The sequence below is a fragment of the Bacillus sp. OV166 genome (assembly GCF_900177675.1).
Lineage (GTDB): Bacteria > Bacillota > Bacilli > Bacillales > Cytobacillaceae > Neobacillus.
This window is the reverse complement of sequence record NZ_FXWM01000001.1, coordinates 5,649,534-5,671,021: the sequence shown is the minus strand read 5'-3', so window position 1 is coordinate 5,671,021 and position 21,488 is coordinate 5,649,534. Positions and strand designations below refer to the sequence as shown.

18 protein-coding genes and 1 pseudogene are annotated in these 21,488 nt (G+C 41.4%); all 19 read left to right on the top strand.

The annotated features are described in order from the left end of the window. The first annotated feature begins 36 nt into the window (after positions 1 to 36). The 19 genes and pseudogenes from CCK98_RS27980 to CCK98_RS27900 all read left to right on the top strand — a co-directional run bounded on the left by CCK98_RS27980 (position 37) and on the right by CCK98_RS27900 (position 21,410). Complete coding sequence (locus CCK98_RS27980; RefSeq protein ID WP_088089585.1) at positions 37 to 405, top strand: metalloregulator ArsR/SmtB family transcription factor; 369 nt, start codon at positions 37 to 39, stop codon at positions 403 to 405. Further along, positions 398 to 2,533, top strand: a complete 2,136-nt coding sequence (locus CCK98_RS27975; RefSeq protein WP_088089584.1) for a heavy metal translocating P-type ATPase — start codon at positions 398 to 400, stop codon at positions 2,531 to 2,533. Before CCK98_RS27980 ends, CCK98_RS27975 begins: the two co-directional genes overlap by 8 nt. A gap of 95 nt (positions 2,534 to 2,628) precedes the next feature. Continuing rightward, a complete protein-coding gene (locus CCK98_RS27970; RefSeq protein ID WP_088089583.1) occupies positions 2,629 to 3,573 on the top strand; it encodes a cation diffusion facilitator family transporter in 945 nt (314 codons plus the stop codon). 21 nt (positions 3,574 to 3,594) lie between these two features. Next, positions 3,595 to 3,681, top strand: a pseudogene (locus tag CCK98_RS34990) (sulfite exporter TauE/SafE family protein); the annotation flags it as partial. A 287-nt stretch (positions 3,682 to 3,968) separates the two neighbouring features. Further along, on the top strand, positions 3,969 to 4,253 hold the full coding sequence (locus CCK98_RS27965) for a YhdT family protein (protein ID WP_088089582.1): 285 nt from the start codon (positions 3,969 to 3,971) through the stop codon (positions 4,251 to 4,253). Then, on the top strand, positions 4,250 to 5,701 hold the full coding sequence (gene panF, locus CCK98_RS27960; RefSeq protein ID WP_088089581.1) for a sodium/pantothenate symporter: 1,452 nt from the start codon (positions 4,250 to 4,252) through the stop codon (positions 5,699 to 5,701). The genes CCK98_RS27965 and panF overlap by 4 nt, the downstream gene beginning before the upstream one ends. Positions 5,702 to 5,807: 106 nt before the next feature. Next, positions 5,808 to 6,047, top strand: coding sequence for a CsbA family protein (locus tag CCK98_RS27955; RefSeq protein ID WP_256942472.1), 240 nt, complete (start codon positions 5,808 to 5,810; stop codon positions 6,045 to 6,047). Between the two features lie 221 nt (positions 6,048 to 6,268). Further along, positions 6,269 to 8,248, top strand: a complete 1,980-nt coding sequence (gene uvrB / locus CCK98_RS27950) for an excinuclease ABC subunit UvrB (protein WP_088089579.1) — start codon at positions 6,269 to 6,271, stop codon at positions 8,246 to 8,248. Between the two features lie 7 nt (positions 8,249 to 8,255). Beyond that, positions 8,256 to 11,129 (top strand): excinuclease ABC subunit UvrA, encoded by a 2,874-nt coding sequence (uvrA, locus tag CCK98_RS27945; protein ID WP_088089578.1) that lies wholly within the window; start codon positions 8,256 to 8,258, stop codon positions 11,127 to 11,129. Positions 11,130 to 11,257: 128 nt separating this feature from the next. After that, positions 11,258 to 11,395 (top strand): hypothetical protein, encoded by a 138-nt coding sequence (locus CCK98_RS35670; RefSeq protein WP_179195946.1) that lies wholly within the window; start codon positions 11,258 to 11,260, stop codon positions 11,393 to 11,395. 63 nt (positions 11,396 to 11,458) lie between these two features. Next, a complete protein-coding gene (locus tag CCK98_RS27940; RefSeq protein ID WP_088089577.1) occupies positions 11,459 to 11,773 on the top strand; it encodes a DUF4870 domain-containing protein in 315 nt (104 codons plus the stop codon). Between the two features lie 40 nt (positions 11,774 to 11,813). Further along, positions 11,814 to 12,923 (top strand): DUF4097 domain-containing protein, encoded by a 1,110-nt coding sequence (locus CCK98_RS27935; RefSeq protein WP_088089576.1) that lies wholly within the window; start codon positions 11,814 to 11,816, stop codon positions 12,921 to 12,923. Positions 12,924 to 12,938: 15 nt separating this feature from the next. After that, positions 12,939 to 13,304 (top strand): phage holin family protein, encoded by a 366-nt coding sequence (locus CCK98_RS27930; RefSeq protein WP_088089575.1) that lies wholly within the window; start codon positions 12,939 to 12,941, stop codon positions 13,302 to 13,304. Between the two features lie 166 nt (positions 13,305 to 13,470). Beyond that, entirely contained in the window at positions 13,471 to 14,406 is a 936-nt protein-coding gene (gene hprK / locus CCK98_RS27925; protein ID WP_088089574.1) for an HPr(Ser) kinase/phosphatase, read from the top strand. A 21-nt stretch (positions 14,407 to 14,427) separates the two neighbouring features. Then, on the top strand, positions 14,428 to 15,246 hold the full coding sequence (gene lgt / locus CCK98_RS27920) for a prolipoprotein diacylglyceryl transferase (RefSeq protein ID WP_088089573.1): 819 nt from the start codon (positions 14,428 to 14,430) through the stop codon (positions 15,244 to 15,246). Between the two features lie 30 nt (positions 15,247 to 15,276). Beyond that, a complete protein-coding gene (locus CCK98_RS27915; protein ID WP_088090567.1) occupies positions 15,277 to 16,221 on the top strand; it encodes a nucleoside recognition domain-containing protein in 945 nt (314 codons plus the stop codon). Beyond that, positions 16,214 to 16,858, top strand: a complete 645-nt coding sequence (ppaX, locus tag CCK98_RS27910; protein WP_088089572.1) for a pyrophosphatase PpaX — start codon at positions 16,214 to 16,216, stop codon at positions 16,856 to 16,858. Before CCK98_RS27915 ends, ppaX begins: the two co-directional genes overlap by 8 nt. Positions 16,859 to 16,863: 5 nt before the next feature. After that, complete coding sequence (locus CCK98_RS27905; protein WP_088089571.1) at positions 16,864 to 17,391, top strand: DapH/DapD/GlmU-related protein; 528 nt, start codon at positions 16,864 to 16,866, stop codon at positions 17,389 to 17,391. A 302-nt stretch (positions 17,392 to 17,693) separates the two neighbouring features. Continuing rightward, positions 17,694 to 21,410: a bifunctional 2',3'-cyclic-nucleotide 2'-phosphodiesterase/3'-nucleotidase gene (locus tag CCK98_RS27900; RefSeq protein ID WP_088089570.1), complete on the top strand. Its 3,717-nt coding sequence runs from the start codon at positions 17,694 to 17,696 to the stop codon at positions 21,408 to 21,410. The last annotated feature ends 78 nt before the right edge of the window (positions 21,411 to 21,488 follow it).

The following is a 21,488-nucleotide window of genomic DNA, read 5'->3' as shown; positions in this document are numbered from 1 at the left end:
AATCAAATAGACATTTGAATAATGGGCGGTGAAAAAATGAAGCACGATGATGTATGTGAAGTAACCTGCGTGGATGAAGACAAAGTAAAACGTTTAAAAGGTTCTATTTCACAGCAAGATACTCTGTCTGTATCACAAATATTCAAAGCCTTATCTGATGATACTAGAATTAAAATTGCCTTTGCCTTAAGTGAAGAAGATGAATTATGTGTATGTGACGTGGCAAACATTGTAGGAAGTTCAACGGCTACTGCTTCCCACCATTTACGACTTCTTCGAAATTTAGGATTAGCGAAATATCGAAAAGAGGGCAAATTAGTTTTCTATTCATTGGATGATGATCATGTAAAACAATTGATTAAGACTGCATTTGAACATCAACAGGAGGTGAAATCTCATGAGTAACGCTTTAGAACAAACCAATGAAAAAACCGTTTACCGTGTACAGGGATTCACCTGAGCGGGCTGTGCGACAAAGTTCGAAAAGAACGTACAACACCTGGATGGTGTTGCTAATGCAAGTGTAAATTTCGGTGCTTCTAAACTTACAGTTTATGGTGAAACGACTATAGAGGAAATAGAGAAAGCAGGGGCCTTTGAAAAGATAAAAGTCATACCTGAAAAACAAAAATTTGAAGAGAAAAAAGAGCCGTTTTTGAAAAAACATTCATCTGTTATCGCCTCATTGGTTTTCTTGATCATTGGCTGGATGTCAGGACAAATGTATGGTGAAGAGAGTACCTCATCGATTTTAGCGTTTGGGGCTTCTATTTTAGTAGGCGGTCATCGCCTGTTTACGACAGGATTGAAGAACTTATTCCAATTAGAGTTTGATATGAGAACCTTGATGACGATCGCCGTTATTGGAGCAGCAATTATCGGTGAGTGGGGAGAGGGAGCAACGGTTGTCATCCTGTTTGCCATTAGTGAGGTTCTAGAATCCTATTCAATGGATAAAGCCAGACAATCGATACGTTCCTTAATGGATATTTCTCCAAAAGAGGCCTTAATACGAAGAGGTAATCAAGAATTTACAGTAGAAGTGGACGATATTCGGATTGGGGATATTTTAATTGTAAAACCAGGACAAAAAATTGCCATGGATGGAAAAGTAGTTAAAGGATTATCCGCTGTGAATCAAGCTGCGATTACAGGTGAATCTGTTCCAGTTTCGAAAACCATAGATGATGAAGTGTTCGCAGGAACACTAAATGAAGAAGGAATGCTTGAAGTAAAAGTTACTAAACATGTGGACGATACGACTATTGCAAAAATTATTCACCTTGTAGAGGAAGCTCAAGCAGAAAGGGCTCCATCTCAAGCATTTGTCGATCGCTTTGCTAAGTATTATACACCTGTAATCATGTTCATATCGTTGTTAGTGGCCGTACTTCCACCACTTTTATTTGATGGGGACTGGAGCAAATGGGTTTATCAGGGTCTTGCTGTATTAGTGGTTGGTTGTCCTTGTGCTCTTGTCATTTCCACTCCAGTGTCCATAGTTACTGCGATCGGTAATGCTGCACGAAACGGTGTTCTGATCAAAGGTGGGATTCATTTAGAGGAAATGGGAGCCATTAAAGCCATTGCCTTTGACAAAACGGGTACCTTAACAGAAGGAATACCTGTTGTAACGGATTATCTACCTCAACCAAATGCAAATTCGAATGAACTTCTTTCCATTATCGCAGCTTTAGAAAAGGGTTCTCAGCATCCCTTGGCTTCAGCAATCATGAAGAAAGCAGAGTCGGAAAACTTACCTTATCAAGATTTAGTGATTGAAGACTTTACTTCCATTACAGGTAAAGGCATCAAAGGTAGGGTCAGCGGTAAAATGTATTATGTGGGAAGCCCTAATTTATTCGATGAAATCCTATCAAATAAAATTCCATCGAATCTAAAAGCAACCATTTCTGACTTGCAAAATAAAGGTAAAACAGTGATGGTTGCAGGTACTTCAACTGAAATATTGGGACTACTCGCAGTTGCAGACGAAGTGAGAGGGAACAGTAAATCAGTGATACAGAAACTTCACTCATTAGGTATTCAAAAAACCATCATGTTAACGGGTGATAACAAAGGGACTGCCAATGCGATAGGAAAGCAGGTAGGGGTTTCTGATATACATGCGGATCTTTTACCTCAAGATAAATTAACACTTATTAAAGAACTCAGAACCAAATTTGACCGTGTGGCAATGGTCGGAGACGGTGTAAATGATGCACCAGCTTTAGCTGCATCGACAGTCGGAATAGCGATGGGTGGGGCTGGAACGGATACAGCTATAGAAACAGCTGATATAGCTTTAATGGCAGATGATTTAGGGAAACTACCATTTACGTTTATACTAAGCAGGAAAGCATTATTTATCATCAAGCAAAATATCACTTTCTCATTAGGAATTAAACTTTTAGCATTATTATTAGTGATTCCAGGTTGGTTAACCCTGTGGATTGCGATATTCGCAGACATGGGAGCAACTCTTATTGTGACTCTAAATGGTTTACGACTTCTCCGAGTAAAAGACAAATAAAATTGGGCTTCCTCAAGTGGGAAGCCTCTTAATGGAAGGGTACAACAAGCAATTAGCATGCTTGTCATAATAAAATTTAAGTAGGAGAGATCGGAATGGGACATAATCATAGCCATGGTCATAACCATGGTCACAGTCACGGTCATGGACATAGCCATAGTCATGCACCAGCCAACTATGGCTTTGCATTTGGATTTGGGATTATTTTAAATACCATTTTTATTATTGTTGAAATTATATACGGTATCCTAGGGGATTCTTTAGCACTGCTTGCGGATGCAGGACATAACATAAGTGACGTTCTAGGTTTAATTATTGCTTGGATTGCCGTTTGGTTAGGAAAAAAAGCACCTACTAAAAAGCGGACTTATGGATATAAAAGAAGTTCCATCTTAGCTGCGCTATTCAATGCTGTTTTTTTATTAGTAGCAATTGGTGCTATTGCCTGGGAGGCTATCCAACGATTTTCTTCTCCAGAACCAGTTGCTGGAAAAACGGTTATCATCGTAGCAATCATTGGTATTGTGATTAACACTATTACAGCTTTACTTTTTATGTCTGGAAGAAAAAACGATTTAAATATCCGTGGGGCTTTCATGCACATGGCTGCAGATGCATTAGTTTCACTTGGTGTAGTGATCGCAGGGTTTATAATTCTTTGGTCAGGATGGCAATGGCTTGACCCTCTAGTAAGTCTTTTAATTTCCATTGTCATTCTATTTGGAACTTGGGGATTATTAAAAGAATCCATTAACTTATCACTTGATGCCGTACCAGAAGGCATTGATATTAGTAAAATTAAGGATTACTTAAGTGGTTTACCAACGATTTTGGAAATTCATGACCTGCATGTTTGGGGAATGAGTACGACAGAGGCTGCCCTAACCGTTCATATAATTCGATCTGAAATAGATGATAATGATGAGCTGCTTCAAAAATTAACAAAGGAATTGCATGACCAATTCGGCATTGAACATGCCACTATTCAAATTGAAAAAGGAACTTATAGTTGTTCCTTGCAACCTGAAGGTACAATATAACGACTAAGCCAAAACAGCTGTGAAAATCCATTCGGTTCTTTTATGTTAGGATTTAGTTTTTCACTAGCATTCTGTCCGACTATGTTTCTACTATTCTTTGTTACATTAACTTATTGGTCTTTATAACCCTGATACAAAACAAAAAACAACGAATGAGAATCGTTGTTTTTTTGTTTTGTAAGTATTATTAAATAAAGAAGTTTATTACTATTTAGGATTGTTGCATCATTCCCAAATTTACATATGGCATCCCTTATTTTCTAATAGGACGGAAACTTTACGCAAGGGGATAGATTATTATATGATATTTTGATTGTTTTCAATTGGTTATTTTTTCATTATTGGGTAAAATAACTTGATGATGTTAGAGAGAATTTTCACCCTGGAGGAATCAAATGAAAAAAAGCAGCAATCCACTGGACAAGCGTTTCAAGATCGCTCACAGAGAAGCCCTAATTGGAATTATTCTTGTTTTGATTAATTTTATCTGGTGGTACGGTTTTGCGTATGGGCTTGGTTCGGCCAAAGTAGAACAATATTCGTACATATATGGTTTGCCAGCATGGTTTTTTTACAGCTGTATTCTTGGCTTTATTGTTATGGTTACACTCGTTATTTTTGCCGTAAGAGTTTTATTCAAGGATGTTCCCTTTGAAGTGGAAGAGGGGGAAATCAAGTGAACTGGGCCGTCATTACACCATTACTTATTTTCTTATTGATTATCTTCGCTGTTGGGATGTGGTCAAACAAATTTGTTATTAAATCCAATTCTTTCTTGGAGGAGTACTTTTTAGGGGAACGTCAAATGGGCGGATTCATCCTGGCAATGACGATGGTTGCGACGTATGGAAGTGCCAGCAGCTTTATCGGAGGGCCCGGGGTTGCTTATACGCAAGGATTAGGCTGGGTCCTGCTTGCTATGGCCCAGTTAGCAACCGGTTATTTTACATTAATGGTATTGGGGAAGAAATTTGCGATTATATCCCGTCAGTACAAGGCAATCACCTTAATTGACTTTCTAAAAGAGCGCTATAAAAGTAAAGCGGTTGTGTTATTCTCAGCCGCAAGTATTATCATCTTTCTGTTTTCATCGATGACCGCCCAATGGATTGGCGGAGCACGTTTGGTAGAAAGTTTAACAGGTTTGCCATATACGACTGCTTTATTAATCTTTGCTTTTTCAGTCCTCGTCTTTGTTATTGTAGGCGGCTTTCGTGCGGTTGCGATCACAGACACCATCCAAGGTGTAGTCATGTTTGGGGGAACGTTAATCCTTCTCATTGCAACGATTAAAGCAGGCGGTGGAATTCCGAAGATCATATCAGATTTAGCAGCGGAAAATCCTAATTTAATCAGTCCCTATGGTGCAGAACGTAGTTTAACGCCATCCTTTGTCTCTTCCTTTTGGATTTTAGTAGGAATTGGCGTCGTCGGCTTGCCGCAAATTGCTGTCCGAGCGATGTCTTATAAAAATTCAAAGGCCATGCATAGTGCGATTATTATTGGAACTATTGTCGTCGGTTTTATCATGCTGGGTATGCATCTCATTGGCGTGTTCGCAAGACCGGTTCTGCCAGGTGTGAAAATCGGCGATACTGTTATGCCTTTGTTATCGATGAAAGTACTGCCGCCCTATGCTGCGGGCATCGTTCTCGCTGCACCGATGGCAGCCATCATGTCGACGGTGGACGCTCTATTAATTTTGGTTAGCTCTGCTATTGTAAAAGATGTCTATTTAAATTACATTAAGCCGGATGCAGGGAACGACCTTGTGAAAAAGGTTAGTTTCAGCGTGACGGCGATTATTGGAATTGTAGTCATTCTGTTCTCGTTAAGTCCACCTGATTTAATCGTTTGGTTGAATCTGTTTTCTTTTGGGGGACTCGAGTCGGTCTTTATTTGGCCGGTTATTTTAGGATTATATTGGAGTAAGGGCAATAAATACGGAGCAATCACTTCGATGGTTTTAGGGATGGGGTCTTATATTTTATTAGATCAATTTTATCCAAATGCATTTGGGTTTCATACGGTGGTCCTCCCTATTCTGCTTTCTCTCCTGGGATTCGTGGTAACTAGTTTATTTACACAGCAAAACGAAGGTATGATCAATGTTAGAATGGAAAAATAAGCTAAGACGCTTCGAAAGGCAGTTCATGTATCATTTTTGTTGCAATTATGTGCAATAATTTCTAGAATGAATTAACAGAGATTAATGTATGAATGAGGTGTACTCATTGGAAACCGTTATTCGATATTTTTCAGCACTTATTCTTCCAGGGCTGCTGGTCTTGCTTTTTACAAGGGTTACTTACAACCGGGTCATCGGGCTAATTTTAACCGTTGCCCTGATTGCTACTTCTGTATATAAAGGATATACCAATACATTTATGCTCATCGTAGTGGATGCCTTTTCGTTAACAGCAGGGTTTTGGATGGCTGAAAAAATGAAGCAGAGGGTCATTAATAAGAGTTAATATATTCGAAGTTTTAGTGAGTCTGTCAGGAAAATGGCAGGCTTTTTGTGTTGAAATTTAAAAAAACGAATATTCGTTCGCATATTATTGGTTTGTTTTTAGGGGAATGTGGTAAAATGTTAATATGAATTTTAGTGGATACACTTGAAAGCAACCATCCCGGTCCATGAACAAGGTACATATGCTGAAAAGTGATTGATATTTCGGGAGGGGGAATATTTGTGAAAGACCAATTTGAATTAGTTTCAAAGTACTCGCCACAAGGGGATCAGCCCGAGGCAATCAGACAATTAGTCGAAGGTATTCGAAACAATAAACGCCAGCAGACGCTGCTTGGCGCTACAGGTACGGGTAAAACATTTACGATTTCCAACGTGATTAAAGAAGTAAATAAACCTACCCTTGTCATCGCCCACAACAAAACACTAGCTGGACAGCTCTACAGTGAGTTTAAAGAATTTTTCCCAAACAACGCAGTCGAGTATTTTGTCAGTTATTATGATTACTTTCAGCCAGAGGCTTACGTCCCACAGACCGATACCTTCATTGAAAAAGATGCTAGTATCAACGATGAAATTGATAAACTGCGGCACTCAGCGACATCTTCCCTATTCGAACGGAAAGATGTGATTGTGATTGCGTCTGTTTCCTGTATTTATGGATTAGGTTCTCCTGAAGAATATAGTGAAATGGTGTTATCGCTCAGAACGGGAATGGAAGTGGAACGCAATCAACTATTGCGCCGATTAGTCGATATCCAATACGACCGAAACGATATCGATTTCAAGCGCGGAACTTTCCGTGTCCGTGGCGATGTTGTTGAGATTTTCCCTGTTTCTCGTGATGAGCACTGCATGCGTGTCGAGTTTTTTGGTGATGAAATTGATCGGATTCGAGAGGTCGATGCATTAACCGGAGAAATCATTGGGGAACGAGAACATGTAGCGATTTTTCCAGCATCCCACTTCGTTACAAGGGAAGAAAAGCTGAAAATTGCGATTGAAAATATTGAAAAAGAACTGGAAGGTCGTCTGGAAGAACTGCGAGATGATAATAAATTGCTCGAAGCACAGCGACTTGAACAGCGGACCCGCTATGACCTGGAAATGATGCGTGAAATGGGTTTTTGCTCTGGGATTGAAAATTACTCGCGCCATTTAACCTTAAGGGATGCGGGCTCGACACCTTATACACTGCTTGATTATTTTCCAAAGGACTTTTTGATGGTGATTGATGAGTCGCATGTTACCTTACCGCAAGTGAGAGGGATGTTTAACGGGGATAAAGCGCGGAAACAAGTGCTTGTTGATCATGGCTTCCGTCTGCCATCGGCGCTTGATAACCGGCCGTTAATGTTTGATGAGTTTGAAAAGCATATCGAGAATATCATTTTTGTTTCGGCTACACCTGGACCATACGAGCTTGAGCATACGCCGGAAATGGTTTCGCAGATTATCCGCCCGACAGGACTTTTGGATCCAACACTTGAGGTCCGTCCAATTGAGGGGCAAATCGATGACTTGATTGGTGAAATTCACGAACGGGTTAGGAAAAATGAACGTGTCCTGGTTACCACTTTGACGAAAAAAATGTCCGAGGACCTAACCGATTATCTAAAGGAAATCGGTATCAAAGTTCAATATTTACATTCGGAGGTTAAGACACTCGAACGAATTGAAATTATCCGAGAACTGCGTCTCGGCAAATATGACGTTCTCATCGGAATTAACCTGCTCCGAGAAGGACTGGATATACCAGAGGTTTCGCTCATCGCGATTCTGGATGCCGACAAGGAAGGATTCCTTCGTTCCGAACGGTCGTTAATCCAAACGATTGGCCGTGCCGCCCGGAATGCCCATGGACACGTCATAATGTATGCAGACAAAATCACAAACTCGATGGAATTAGCAATAAGTGAAACGAAACGCCGTCGTGCCATCCAGGAAGAATATAATCGCAAGCATGGAATCACGCCAATGACGATTCAGAAAGATATTCGCGATGTCATCCGTGCCACCCATGCAGCAGAAGATCAGGAAGATTACAAACCAGCGGCATCATTTAGTAAAATGTCGAAGAAAGAAAAAGAAAAACTAATTGCCACGATGGAAAAAGAAATGAAGGTCGAAGCCAAGGCGCTAAATTTTGAACGCGCAGCTGAGCTTCGTGATTTAATATTGGAACTTAAGGCGGAAGGATGACGTTACAATGGCAATGGAAAAACTGATTGTGAAAGGCGCCAGAGCCCACAATTTGAAAAATATAGATGTCACCATTCCGAGAGATAAGCTTGTTGTACTGACGGGACTTTCCGGCTCAGGAAAGTCCTCGCTTGCCTTTGATACGATTTATGCAGAAGGACAAAGGCGCTATGTCGAATCCCTGTCTGCCTATGCGCGGCAATTCCTTGGACAGTTGGATAAACCGGATGTGGATGCGATTGAGGGTCTCTCTCCGGCCATCTCCATCGATCAAAAAACAACAAGCCGGAACCCTCGTTCAACGGTCGGTACGGTGACAGAAATCTATGATTATTTACGGTTATTATTTGCGAGGGTCGGACACCCAACCTGTCCAATTCATGGAATTGAAATTTCCTCGCAAACGATTGAGCAAATGGTCGACCGTATTTTAGAATACCCGGAACGGACCAAAATGCAAATCCTTGCCCCTGTTATTTCAGGCCGTAAAGGATCACATGTGAAGGTGTTCGAGGATATCAAGAAACAAGGATTTGTCCGTGTCCGTGTGGATGGGGAAATGATTGACCTTGGTGATGACATCGAACTTGAAAAAAACAAAAAGCATTCGATTGAGGTTATTATCGACCGGATCGTTGTCAAGGAAGGGGTATCGGCAAGGATTGCCGATTCACTCGAGACAGCGCTGAAACTGGGCGAAGGTAAGGTTATTGTTGACGTTATCGGACAAGAAGAACTGTTATTTAGTGAAAATCATGCCTGTCCGCACTGTGGTTTTTCAATTGGAGAACTAGAACCTCGGATGTTTTCCTTCAACAGTCCGTTTGGCGCCTGCTCAGAATGTGATGGGCTTGGCTCTAAGCTTGAAGTCGATCTCGATCTGGTTATTCCTAATCGTGATTTGACACTAAAAGAGCATGCGATTGCCCCGTGGGAGCCAACAAGTTCTCAATATTATCCGCAGTTGCTTGAGGCCGTATGCAATCATTTCGGTGTGGATATGAATACCCCTGTTAAGGAAATCCCTGAACACTTGTTGGAAAAAGTCCTCTATGGGGGTGGGCGTGAAAAGATTTATTTCCGCTATGAAAATGATTTTGGCCAGATTCGTGAGGGCAATATTGAATTTGAAGGTGTCATCCGAAATGTTGAGCGCCGATACAAAGAGACAAGCTCAGATTACATCCGTGAGCAAATGGAAAAATACATGGGCGAGCAGGCATGTCCAACTTGTAAAGGATATCGTTTAAAAAAGGAAACCTTGGCTGTCCTAATTAATGGACGTCATATTGCCCATGTTACCGACCTTTCGATTGAAGAAGCGAATCAATTTTTTGCAGAATTGAAGCTATCAGAAAAAGAAATGCAAATTGCCAAATTGATTTTCCGTGAAATTAGTGAACGGCTAGGTTTCTTAATTAATGTCGGTCTCGATTATTTAACACTGAGCCGGACAGCTGGTACGCTTTCAGGCGGGGAAGCCCAGCGGATTCGCTTGGCTACACAAATCGGTTCGCGTTTAACGGGTGTCCTATATATCTTGGATGAACCGTCAATCGGACTGCATCAGCGGGATAATGACCGCTTAATCGGAGCATTGCAAAACATGCGGGATATCGGCAACACCTTGATTGTCGTCGAGCATGATGAGGACACCATGCTTGCTGCCGATTATTTGATTGATATCGGCCCAGGTGCCGGGGTGCATGGCGGTGAAATCATATCGGCTGGTACACCTGCTGAGGTGATGGCTGACCCGAATTCACTGACAGGTCAATATCTATCAGGGAAGAAGTTTATTCCACTGCCACTCGAGCGCCGCAAACCGGATGGACGTTTTATTGAAATCAAGGGTGCTTCTGAAAATAACTTAAAAAATGTCAATGTGAAGCTTCCGCTTGGTATGTTTATTGCAGTAACAGGTGTATCGGGTTCGGGGAAAAGTACCCTTATCAATGAGATTCTCCATAAATCACTTTCACAAAAGCTGCACCGTGCAAAAACAAAACCTGGTGAACATAAAAGCATTAAAGGAATTGAGTATCTAGAAAAAGTCATCGATATCGATCAGTCGCCAATCGGCCGAACACCCCGTTCGAATCCTGCCACCTATACCGGGGTTTTCGATGACGTCCGTGATGTGTTTTCGAACACAAATGAAGCGAAAGTCCGTGGTTATAAAAAGGGCCGCTTCAGCTTTAATGTGAAGGGCGGACGCTGCGAAGCGTGCCGCGGTGATGGGATTATCAAAATTGAAATGCACTTTTTACCCGATGTGTATGTACCTTGCGAAGTCTGCCACGGCAAGCGATATAATCGTGAAACCTTAGAAGTAAAGTACAAAGGAAAAAACATTTCAGATATCCTCGATATGACCGTGGAAGCTGGAGTTGAATTTTTTGAAAATATTCCAAAAATCAGCCGCAAGCTGCAAACCATTTATGATGTTGGCCTCGGATACATTAAATTAGGGCAGCCGGCGACAACTTTATCTGGAGGAGAAGCGCAGCGCGTCAAGCTCGCTTCTGAACTGCACCGTCGCTCGCAAGGGAAATCCTTTTACATTTTAGATGAGCCGACAACAGGTCTTCATGTCGATGACATTTCACGTTTGCTCGTTGTGCTGCAGCGCTTGGTTGATAATGGCGATACTGTGTTAGTGATCGAGCACAATCTCGATGTCATTAAGGCAGCCGATTACCTTGTCGATCTTGGACCTGAGGGCGGCGAAAAGGGCGGAACGATTGTGGCAACCGGAACACCTGAAAAGATAGCCGAAGTTCCTGAATCATATACGGGCAAGTACTTAAAACCAATTCTTGAACGTGACCGGTTACGAATGAAACAGGAAATTGAAGATAAGAGTACCATAAAAGCATAGGTAGTATAGAAGAGCCGAAATTCGGAGGGGATGCCTTCTTAATTCGGTTCTTTTTTATAAACTTATTTAGAAGCTGGAGCCGTAAATGTGGGTTTGGCTTAATCATCGCTGGAATCGGCGGAATAAGTTTGAGAGTTCGCGGAATAAATAGTGAGGTGGGCGGAATAAATTCAAAGTTTGGCAGAAATCCGGATCAAGTTGGCGGATTCCAAACCAAAAAGCTGCCTAATTCAAACGCCAACCAAGAAGGCACCCACTTTTTCTAAAAATATACGAAACTTTCTCCTCTCCCATTTCGTAAATAAACGATAAAGGAGTTGGGCTCAAAAATGGAAACGAGAAAGGTTCTTTCAAGCTTGTGCTATTTTAGTATTTTTTTCGCTGGGTTTATTTTTCCGCTGATCGTGTTTATCGCGACGGGAGATGAAGTCACAAAAAGACATGCCAAAAAGTCACTACTATCTCATTTAATTCCACTTATTCCAACACCATTTATTGTTTTCGGTATCTACTATGATTTCGCCACTATTCAAGACAGAGTGCCTGCTTTTACCATTATAAGTATGGTTGTCCTTTTGATTATCTGGCTTGTTGTCGTCATATGGAACATTATCAAAGGCGTAAAGGTCTTAGTTTCTGAATAAGTATAAAGTGAGACAAATTTATGATTCTGGGGTGGAAAAGATGAAAGAAGAAAAAAAGCGGATCTTAAAAATGGTTGAAGAAGGCAAGTTGACCGTTGATGAAGCAGTAACATTGCTTGATGAACTCGAACAGGCCCAGCAGACGATGGAGCAGAAGCAAGAGCAAATAGTGAATGAACTCTCGACAGCTGTGAATTTTGAAGAAACGAAAAAGGAAGACCCCTTACAGGCGAAATACCAATCGACAAAGGAGAAGATTTTTGATTTTGTCGATTCAGCATTAAAAAAAATCAAAGATTTTGATTTTGATTTGAACTTTGGCCAATCCATTGAAATCTCTCATATTTTCCACCAAGGTGATGTCGACCTGACAAATATGGACATTGATGTAGCTAACGGGTCCATAAAGATTGCTGCATGGGACCAGCCGGATGTACGAATTGAGTGCCAGGTGAAGGTATTTAGGGTTGAAAACTCAGACCAAGCGAGGCAGAACTTTTTAAGAGATGTCGTTTTTTCTGTTGAGAATCAGAGATTACGTTTTATGACACAGCAAAAGTGGATGAAAGTTGAATCCGTTATTTATGTGCCAAAATCTGAGTATGAGCGCGTGCGCATTAGGATGTTTAATGGCACAATATTAGGGGAAGAAATGAATGTAGCTGACCTAAGGGTGAAAACCGCAAATGGGAAAATAAACCTTGAACGGATAAAAGGAAAAAAAGCAGAGGTTGAAACAGCGAACGGAAAAATCAAGATTATCAACAGTCAAATTGATGATCTTGAAGCAGAGACCATTCACGGGGGAATCAAACTTGATGGTGATTTCAAAAAAGTTGAAACGCAATCCTTTAATGGAAACATCAGCTATAATGTAAACGGAAATCGCGCAGAAGTAATACAAGTAAAAGCGACCACTGGCGGGATCGACCTATTCGTTCCTGAAGGGTTGCCAGTAAATGGAGAGCTAAAGACCAATCTTGGCGGTTTTAATTTGCACCTAGTCGGTGTGCAGGTACTGGAGGAGAAAAGCGAGATGATTCAGAAATTGCTCCGCTTCCAATCTATTAATCATCCTGATAAAATGGTGAAAATCTATGCTGACACAAAAACTGGTTCCATCGCGATTCATAAATCACAAGATGTATAACTAGGAGAGCCGAAAATGAGATGGCTGATTGGATGTTTAATTAATGCGGTTTTATTTATGGCACTTGCGGGTTATTTTCACGAAAGCTTTCAATTAACTGGATTTAGCGCCGCACTTCAGGCAAGCATTTTATTGTCTATATTAAATGTTTTGGTGCGCCCGCTCCTGGTTTTATTTACTTTGCCAGTAACAGTTTTAACCTTAGGGTTGTTTCTATTTGTCATCAATGCCATTACGCTTGAACTGACGGATTATTTGATGGGTGAAGCCTTTGAGATTTCTAGTTTTGGCATGGCATTCTTTTTCGCTCTACTTATGTCACTTGTAAACTTGATTATTCAAAAAACGCTTCTGCAACCATCAAGAAAATCGAAGGATTAATGGGAAGGGTGTTCACCTAATTAATAGGTGTGCACTCTTTTTTTTGAAAAAAATATCCAAATCAATTTTTTAGACAGGAAAGTATGGTTATTCATTAAAAAATGCTAAAATGAATGGAAATGGAATTTTTAGAATAAAACTTAATCCGTTTAAGGAGGATGTTTCCATGCCGAAAGTTCGTACCAAAGATATAGTAGAGAAATTTAATCTTGAATTGGTCAGCGGTGAAGAAGGAATTAACCGCCCGATTACTATGAGTGACATCTCCCGTCCAGGAATTGAAATTGCTGGATATTTTGAATTTTATCCCGCGGAACGTATTCAACTCTTAGGAAAAACAGAACTATCATTTTTTGAAATGCTTTCCGAAAACGAACGGATTTCAAGAATGGAACGTTTATGTACCGATATCACTCCAGCGATTATTGTCACCCGAGATATTGAGGTACCCAAAGAGCTGATTGAAGCATCAGAGCGTGAATCAGTTCCTGTTCTACGTGTGGGCATGAAAACGACCCGTTTCTCCAGCCGCCTAACCAATTACTTAGAGAGCAAGCTGGCGCCAACGACGGCTGTCCATGGTGTCTTAGTGGATGTTTATGGGATTGGTGTGTTAATTACAGGAAAAAGCGGTGTTGGTAAAAGTGAAACCGCATTAGAATTAGTCAAGCGCGGTCATCGTCTCATCGCGGACGATTGCGTGGAAATTCGTCAGGAAGACCAGGATACCTTAGTTGGAACGTCTCCGGATTTAATCGAGCATTTACTAGAAATCCGCGGTTTAGGGATTATCAATGTGATGACTCTGTTCGGTGCAGGTGCAGTCCGCAGTAATAAACGCATCACGCTCGTTATGAATTTAGAAATTTGGGACTCCAAAAAACAATATGACCGTCTTGGTTTGGATGAAGAGACAATGAAAATTATCGACACGGATGTACCTAAGTTAACCATCCCCGTTCGTCCGGGACGAAATCTCGCGGTTATTATTGAAGTAGCGGCCATGAATTTCCGTCTGAAACGAATGGGCGTGAATGCTGCGCAACAATTTACCGAGCGCTTGTCTGATGTCATTGAAGACGGTGACCATGAAGAGATTTAAAGGGGAAGAGGAGATAGACAGATGAACGAAACAATTCAACCGCTAAATCCGATTGCCTTTACACTTGGGCCTATATCGGTGCATTGGTATGGGATTATTATTGGATCAGGTCTGGCACTTGCCTTGTACCTTGCCATAAGGGAAGGTAATCGAAGGGGACTTGATAAAGACACGTTTGCAGATTTAATGCTATGGGCCATTCCGATTGCGATTATTTCGGCCCGAATTTATTACGTTATTTTTGAATGGGATTATTATGTCAAACATCCGGCGGATATCCCGCAAATTTGGAATGGAGGCATCGCCATTCACGGTGCATTAATTGGCTCCGTCCTGACCGCCTATGTGTTTTCCAAAAAACGCGGCCTTTCTTTCTGGAAGATTGCTGACATTGCCGCACCAAGTATTATTCTCGGACAGGCAATTGGCCGCTGGGGTAATTTCATGAACCAGGAAGCCCATGGCGGAGAAGTAACAAGAACCTTCCTAGAAAACTTACACTTGCCTACATTTATTATTGATCAAATGTATATTAACGGAACCTACTATCATCCAACGTTCCTTTATGAATCTCTCTGGGACTTTGCAGGCTTTTTCCTATTAATTTTCTTACGTCGAGTCAATTTCCGGCGCGGGGAACTGTTCCTAACCTATGTGATTTGGTATTCGATCGGCCGCTTTTTTATCGAAGGTTTACGGACCGATAGTTTAATGCTTGGAAGTCTTCGGATGGCGCAAACGATTTCGATTGCATTAGTGATTGGTGCACTAGCCATTCTCATTTATCGTCGAACAAAGCAAATTTCGGGGAGACGTTATTTAGATCAAGAGAATCTCTAACAGGAATTCTTAAAGGAGAGTATGGGGGAAATGCTATTTAATTCATTGAAAAAGGGGTTGCTGGTTGGCTTTAAGACAACATGGACATTGGGAAAAGTTATCTTTCCTGTGACCCTGATCGTGGCCGTACTGCAGTATACACCCGTACTGCCATGGATCATTAAAGTGATTTCCCCGCTTATGAAGCTGATCGGCTTGTCAGGGGATGCGGCCATTCCGCTTGTACTTGGGAATTTTCTCAACCTTTATGCGGCGATTGGAGCAATTTTAACGCTTGATTTTTCGGTAAAAGAAGTGTTTATTTTAGCAGTAATGCTGTCATTTTCACATAATTTATTTATTGAATCAGGCGTTGCCATGAAAGCCGGTGTAAAGCTGTGGATTGTTCTCGTCACAAGACCAGGTCTTGCCTTGCTTTCCGCAGCAGTGATTAATCTTGTCTGGCATGGCGGCGGAGAAACTGCTAAATATGGATTTATTGAGCAGAGTGCTGAACCTGCAGTGGGAGTCGGCGGAATTCTCCTTGAAGCCATTCAAAAAGCAGGGCTGGGTATATTGCAGTTGGCCATGATCGTCATTCCGCTTATGATCGTGATTCAAATCTTAAAAGACTTACAATGGTTAAATAAGTTTTCAAAAACGATGGCTCCGGTTACCAAAACCTTGGGCATGCAGGAGAACACTTCGACCACGATGGCAGCCGGCCTATTGTTCGGCTTAGCCTATGGTGCGGGTGTGATGATTCAGGCAGTTAAAGAAGATGGAGTCAGCAAAAAGGATATTACCTTGGCGTTTATTTTTCTAATGGCCTGCCATGCGGTTGTTGAGGATACGTTAATCTTTATTCCGCTTGGTATTCCGGTATTGCCGTTGTTTCTCATCCGGATCGGGGTTGCAATTGTGTTAACCTTAATTGTCGGTACGATTTGGAAACGCTCGGGGCTTGTGAAAAGAAAGGAAGCAACCTATGACTAACAAAATTACCACGATTCTATTTGATTTAGACGGAACATTAATTGACACGAATGAATTAATTATTACGACCTACCTGCATACACTGGAAAAATACTACCCAAGCAAGTACCAGCGTGAGGATGTGCTGCCATTTCTCGGACCTACGCTGCACGAGGCGTTTGGCAGTATCGACCCTGATCAGGTCGAGGAAATGATTTTAGAATACCGCACCTTTAACATTGCTAATCATGATAGGCTAGTGAAGGAATTTATCGGTGTCTCGGAAACGGTTCGATCCTTAAAAGAAAAAGGGTATAAGCTCGGAGTTGTAACGACGAAACGTCATGATGTGACATTGAAGGGTCTGCGTCTGATGAACCTTGAATCATTTTTTGAGGTAATTGTTGCTTACGAACATGTCAGCAAGACCAAGCCTGATCCAGAACCGATAGTTAAAGCATTAGAACAGCTGGATTCTTCGCCTGAAGAGACGATGATGGTCGGCGATAATTACCACGATATTTTAGCAGGCAAAAATGCTGGGACTGTAACGGCTGGCTGTGCGTGGTCGATTAAAGGTAGAGAGTATATTGCAAAGTACGAACCAGATTATATTCTAGAGAACATGGCCGACTTATTAACCATTCTCGGGGAGTGAAATGAGTGAGAAATACGACCCGCTATCCCGTTGAAGGGGCAAATTCCTTATGGCACGTCTACAAGACTGTGCCTTTTTGGAAGGTTGTCAGAAATTTTATTGTGATCCAACTGGCACGCTATACGCCATTCTTGGGGATGAAGAATTGGCTCTATCGTGTTTTTCTGGGCCTTAAAGTGGGTGAGCAGACCTCCTTTGCCTTAATGGTTATGCTGGATGTCATGTTCCCAGAAAAAATCAGCGTCGGCCGCAATACCGTCATCGGCTATAACACGACCATTCTTGCGCATGAGTATTTAATTAAAGAATACCGGCTGGGTCCGGTAGTTATTGGCAGTGAAGTGATGATCGGTGCAAATTCGACAATACTTCCAGGCGTGACGATTGGTGATGGGGCGATTGTCTCGGCGGGAACTTTAGTTCATAAGGATGTTCCTCCTGGATGTTTTGTTGGTGGAAATCCGATGCGACTTATTTACACGAAAGAAGAACTAGAAAAGCGTTGGGCAGAAGACCCGATTTATAGAAAGTAGATGAACCTGGTCAATTTTGACTAGGTTTTTTTTTGATATTTTTAAAATACTTCAAAAAAACAGTATTTAAGGCACATTTTTGTTCTTGATGCAGAACTTTATAATAGTAGTGCATCTATACGAAAAGATTCAGTCCCGTTTCATAGAATAGGTATCGGCAATTTTTTAATAGTTTACATTTCTATTAAAAATTTGCCGTTTTTTGTCGGGATCTTTAGAAAAGGAGAGGATGACCTTTACATAATCTCGTGGCCTGTGTTCTTAGTAGAAAGAATAATCCAAAGGGATAGGTGAATAAGCGTATGAAGAAAAAGAAAGATATTAGTAAATTAAGCAAATTGGCTGCCACAGCTTTGATACTTAGTACTATTGTCTCGCCCGCAATTCCTTATAATGTAAAGGCTGCTTCCGGAAACACAGCCACTCTACGAATCTTAGAAACTACTGACCTACATTCTAACGTTTTACCATATGATTATTTCAAAGATGCACCAGTAACGAATTATGGATTAGCTAAAACAGCGACATTAATTCAACAAGCTAGAACTGAAGTTGACAACTCTATGCTATTCGATGCGGGTGATACGATTCAAGGAAATCCACTTGCAAGTTATGTAGCAAAAGTAAATAAACTTGGCCCAAATGATACCCATCCTATTTACAAGGCAATGAACTATTTAAAATATGATGCGGGTATTGTGGGTAACCATGAATTTAATTATGGTTTAGATTACTTAAAAGATGTTCAGGAAGAAGTACAATTTCCGATTGTAAACGCAAATATCTATGAAGATGATCATGATTCCAACCCTGATAATGATGTAAACTATTTTACTCCATACCAAATTATTGATAAAACGATTAAGGATAGCGCTGGTAATGTATCAACCATTAAGGTTGGGGTCATCGGTTTCGCTCCACCGCAAATCATGCAGTGGGATAAAGATAACCTAACAGGTCATGTCATTACAAAAGATATTGTTGCCCAAGCTAATAAATTTATCCCGCAAATGAAGGCGGATGGAGCAGATGTAATTGTTGCCATAGCACACTCTGGCTGTGATATCGCTGCGGAAGGCCAAGAAGCAGCAGAGAATGCCGTGTACGATTTAACAAAAGTACCTGGCATTGATGCCATGCTGTTCGGACACGCTCACGTAAACTTCCCTGGCGATGCATCATTTAACGGCAAGACTGGAATCGATAACACAAATGGAACAATTAATGGTGTTCAAGCTGTTGAAGCCGGCTTCTGGGGCAATAACCTTGGTGTGCTTGACTTAGCGCTTGTTCAGGATCCAAATGGCAAGTGGACTGTTGATAAGGCTAATTCTAAATCGGTTAACCGTGCCGTTACGGCTGATACTGCTTCAGACGCGACAATTGTTAGGGATACACAAGCTATTCATGACCAAACACTTGCGTATGTACGTGGAAAAATCGGTACGACGGAGATTCCAATGCACAGCTTCTTCACACGTGTAATGGATGATGCTTCCACACAAATTGTTAACAATGCGCAAATGGATTACGTGAAAAAAGCGATTGCGAATACAGAATATAAGGATTATCCAGTCTTATCTGCGGCAGCGCCGTTTAAGGGCGGCCGCGGCGGTGTAGCTGACTACACAAACATTGCAAAAGGCGATGTAACTATCAAAAGTGCAGCTGATTTGTACTTATTCGATAACACCTTAAAAGCGGTTGAAGTAACAGGTGATCAAGTAAAAAGATGGCTTGAAGAATCAGCTAAACAATTCAATACAATTGATCCTAATAAAGCAGGAAATCAAGATTTACTTGATTACGATTTCCGTCCATACAATTATGATGTCATTGACGGTGTTAAGTATCAAATTGATGTAACCAAGCCAAAAGGAGAGCGCGTTGTTAATTTAACAATGATGGATGGGACACCTGTTCAGATGGACCAAAAATTCATCGTTGCGACGAATAACTACCGTGCGGGTGGAAGCGGCGGTCTAGCTGAATTGAAGAATGCTAAAGTGGTAGTTGATTCTCCATTCGAAAACCGTCAAATTTTAATGGACTATATTTCGACTAAAGGTACAATTAACCCTGTTGCAGACAACAACTGGAAGATCGCACCGGTTGGCGGTATTGCCAAAGTAGTATTCCACTCTGCTCCGGATGCTACGGCATACCTTGGGCAACAACCGGAGGTAAAAGACCTCGGAGCATCAACAACTAAAGCAGGATACGAGTTATTTGAATTAGACCAAAACGTTCATGTTCAATTATTAGGAATCAATGACTTCCACGGTCAATTGGACTATTCCACTAAGGTTTCTGGCCGTGATGTCGGCGGAATTGAATACTTAGCTGCTTACCTAAAACAAAGAGAAGCAACTAACCCCGCTAATACCTTAATGGTACAAGCTGGAGACTTAGTAGGGGCAAGCCGTCCAGTTTCTGCGCTATTACAAGATGAGCCAACCATCCGTTTTATGAACGAAATCGGGATGGACATTGGTACCATCGGTAACCATGAATTTGATGAAGGCGTAACAGAAATGAAGCGTTTAATCAATGGTGGTGCCCATCCAAAAACGGTTGAAAAGTATGGTGAATTTGAAGGAGCCGACTTCCAATATGTTGTTGCCAACGTGGAGGATGAAAAAACAGGCGAATTAATTTTACCTCCATATGCAATCAAAGAAGTGGATGGGGTAAAGATTGGCTTCATCGGTGTCGTTACAACAGAAACACCAAGTATCGTTACGGCAAGCGGTGTCGCAGGCGTTAAATTCACAGATGAAGTTGAAGCAGTCAATAAATATGCGGCTGAGTTAAAAGGCAAAGGTGTAGAATCTATCGTGGTTCTTGCCCATGATCCTGGAACTTCAGCAACAAATGGGGACAATCCAACAGGTAAAGTTGTCGATATGGCCAAAGCAATTGATGATGAAGTTGACGTTATCTATGGTGCCCACGACCATAAGTATTTGAATTCAACAGTTGATGGTAAATTGTTAGTTCAATCCTATTCTTATGGTACAGCTTTTTCTGATGTTGATTTGACCATTGACCCAGTCACACAAGACATTGTCGAGAAACATGCTGAGGTTGCATCCACCTTCAGAGATGCCATTACTCCTGATGCACAAATCAAAGCAGAACTTAATGAATACCAGGCAGATATTGCCCCAATCACAGGCCAAGTAGTTGGGGAAGCGGCTGCTCCGATTTCTCGGACTGCAAATGCAGACGGAGAAACGGCACTTGGTAACCTGATTGCTGATGGAATGAAAGCAGCTACAAACACCGATTTTGCCTTTATGAACGTTGGCGGTATCCGTGATGAAATTAAAAAGGCGGGTCCAATCACTTGGGGCGATCTATTCGCCATCCAGCCATTCGGAAATGATATCGTGACAATGAACCTTACTGGTGAGCAAGTAAGAACATTATTAAATCAACAGTTTGCAGCAGACAGAAACCGTATCATGCAAATTTCAGGCTTAAAGTATACTTGGACCAATAATTTACCGCTTGGGCAAAAGGTGCTCGATATTTACCTGCCAAATGGTTCGAAAATTGATCCAAATAAAGTTTATTCTGTTACGGTTAATAACTTCATGGCTGACGGCGGCGATGGCTTTGTTGTTCTGAAACAAGGAACAGAGCGCGTTACTAGGATGACTGATATAGACGCGTTTATTGATTACGTAAAATCCTTTACCGGATCAATTTCAGCAAAAATTGAAGGTAGAATTATGATTGATAATGTGGCACCTAACGCGCCGCAGGTTGGACAAATCATTGCCCCTGCTAAGAACGTTACAGGAAAAGCAGAGGCTGGTTCAACGGTTAAAGTTTTTGAAGGAGAAACAATGCTAGGCAGTGCGGTAGCTGATAAAAACGGAGTATTCACTATTTCATTTAAATCAGCACAAACACAGGGGAAAGTCCTAACCTTCACAGCAACGGATGCAGCTGTGAATACAAGCAACGCTACTTCCGTTACTCTTGTTAAAAGCAATTCAAAGTTTTGGTAAAAAACTAGCGTAGTAATCTGAAGCGCCTCTGAAACTTGTCAGAGGCGCTTCTTTATTATGGTCGAAAAATAAATAGGA

Coding starts and splice junctions, on each gene's coding strand:
- CCK98_RS27935 (WP_088089576.1), top strand. CDS start 11,814: ATGAAAGAAGAAAAAAAGCGGATCTTAAAAATGGTTGAAGAAGGCAAG.
- ppaX (WP_088089572.1), top strand. CDS start 16,214: ATGACTAACAAAATTACCACGATTCTATTTGATTTAGACGGAACATTA.
- CCK98_RS27980 (WP_088089585.1), top strand. CDS start 37: ATGAAGCACGATGATGTATGTGAAGTAACCTGCGTGGATGAAGACAAA.
- hprK (WP_088089574.1), top strand. CDS start 13,471: ATGCCGAAAGTTCGTACCAAAGATATAGTAGAGAAATTTAATCTTGAA.
- CCK98_RS27970 (WP_088089583.1), top strand. CDS start 2,629: ATGGGACATAATCATAGCCATGGTCATAACCATGGTCACAGTCACGGT.
- CCK98_RS27965 (WP_088089582.1), top strand. CDS start 3,969: ATGAAAAAAAGCAGCAATCCACTGGACAAGCGTTTCAAGATCGCTCAC.
- CCK98_RS27930 (WP_088089575.1), top strand. CDS start 12,939: ATGAGATGGCTGATTGGATGTTTAATTAATGCGGTTTTATTTATGGCA.
- lgt (WP_088089573.1), top strand. CDS start 14,428: ATGAACGAAACAATTCAACCGCTAAATCCGATTGCCTTTACACTTGGG.
- CCK98_RS27900 (WP_088089570.1), top strand. CDS start 17,694: ATGAAGAAAAAGAAAGATATTAGTAAATTAAGCAAATTGGCTGCCACA.
- CCK98_RS27940 (WP_088089577.1), top strand. CDS start 11,459: ATGGAAACGAGAAAGGTTCTTTCAAGCTTGTGCTATTTTAGTATTTTT.
- CCK98_RS27915 (WP_088090567.1), top strand. CDS start 15,277: ATGCTATTTAATTCATTGAAAAAGGGGTTGCTGGTTGGCTTTAAGACA.
- uvrA (WP_088089578.1), top strand. CDS start 8,256: ATGGCAATGGAAAAACTGATTGTGAAAGGCGCCAGAGCCCACAATTTG.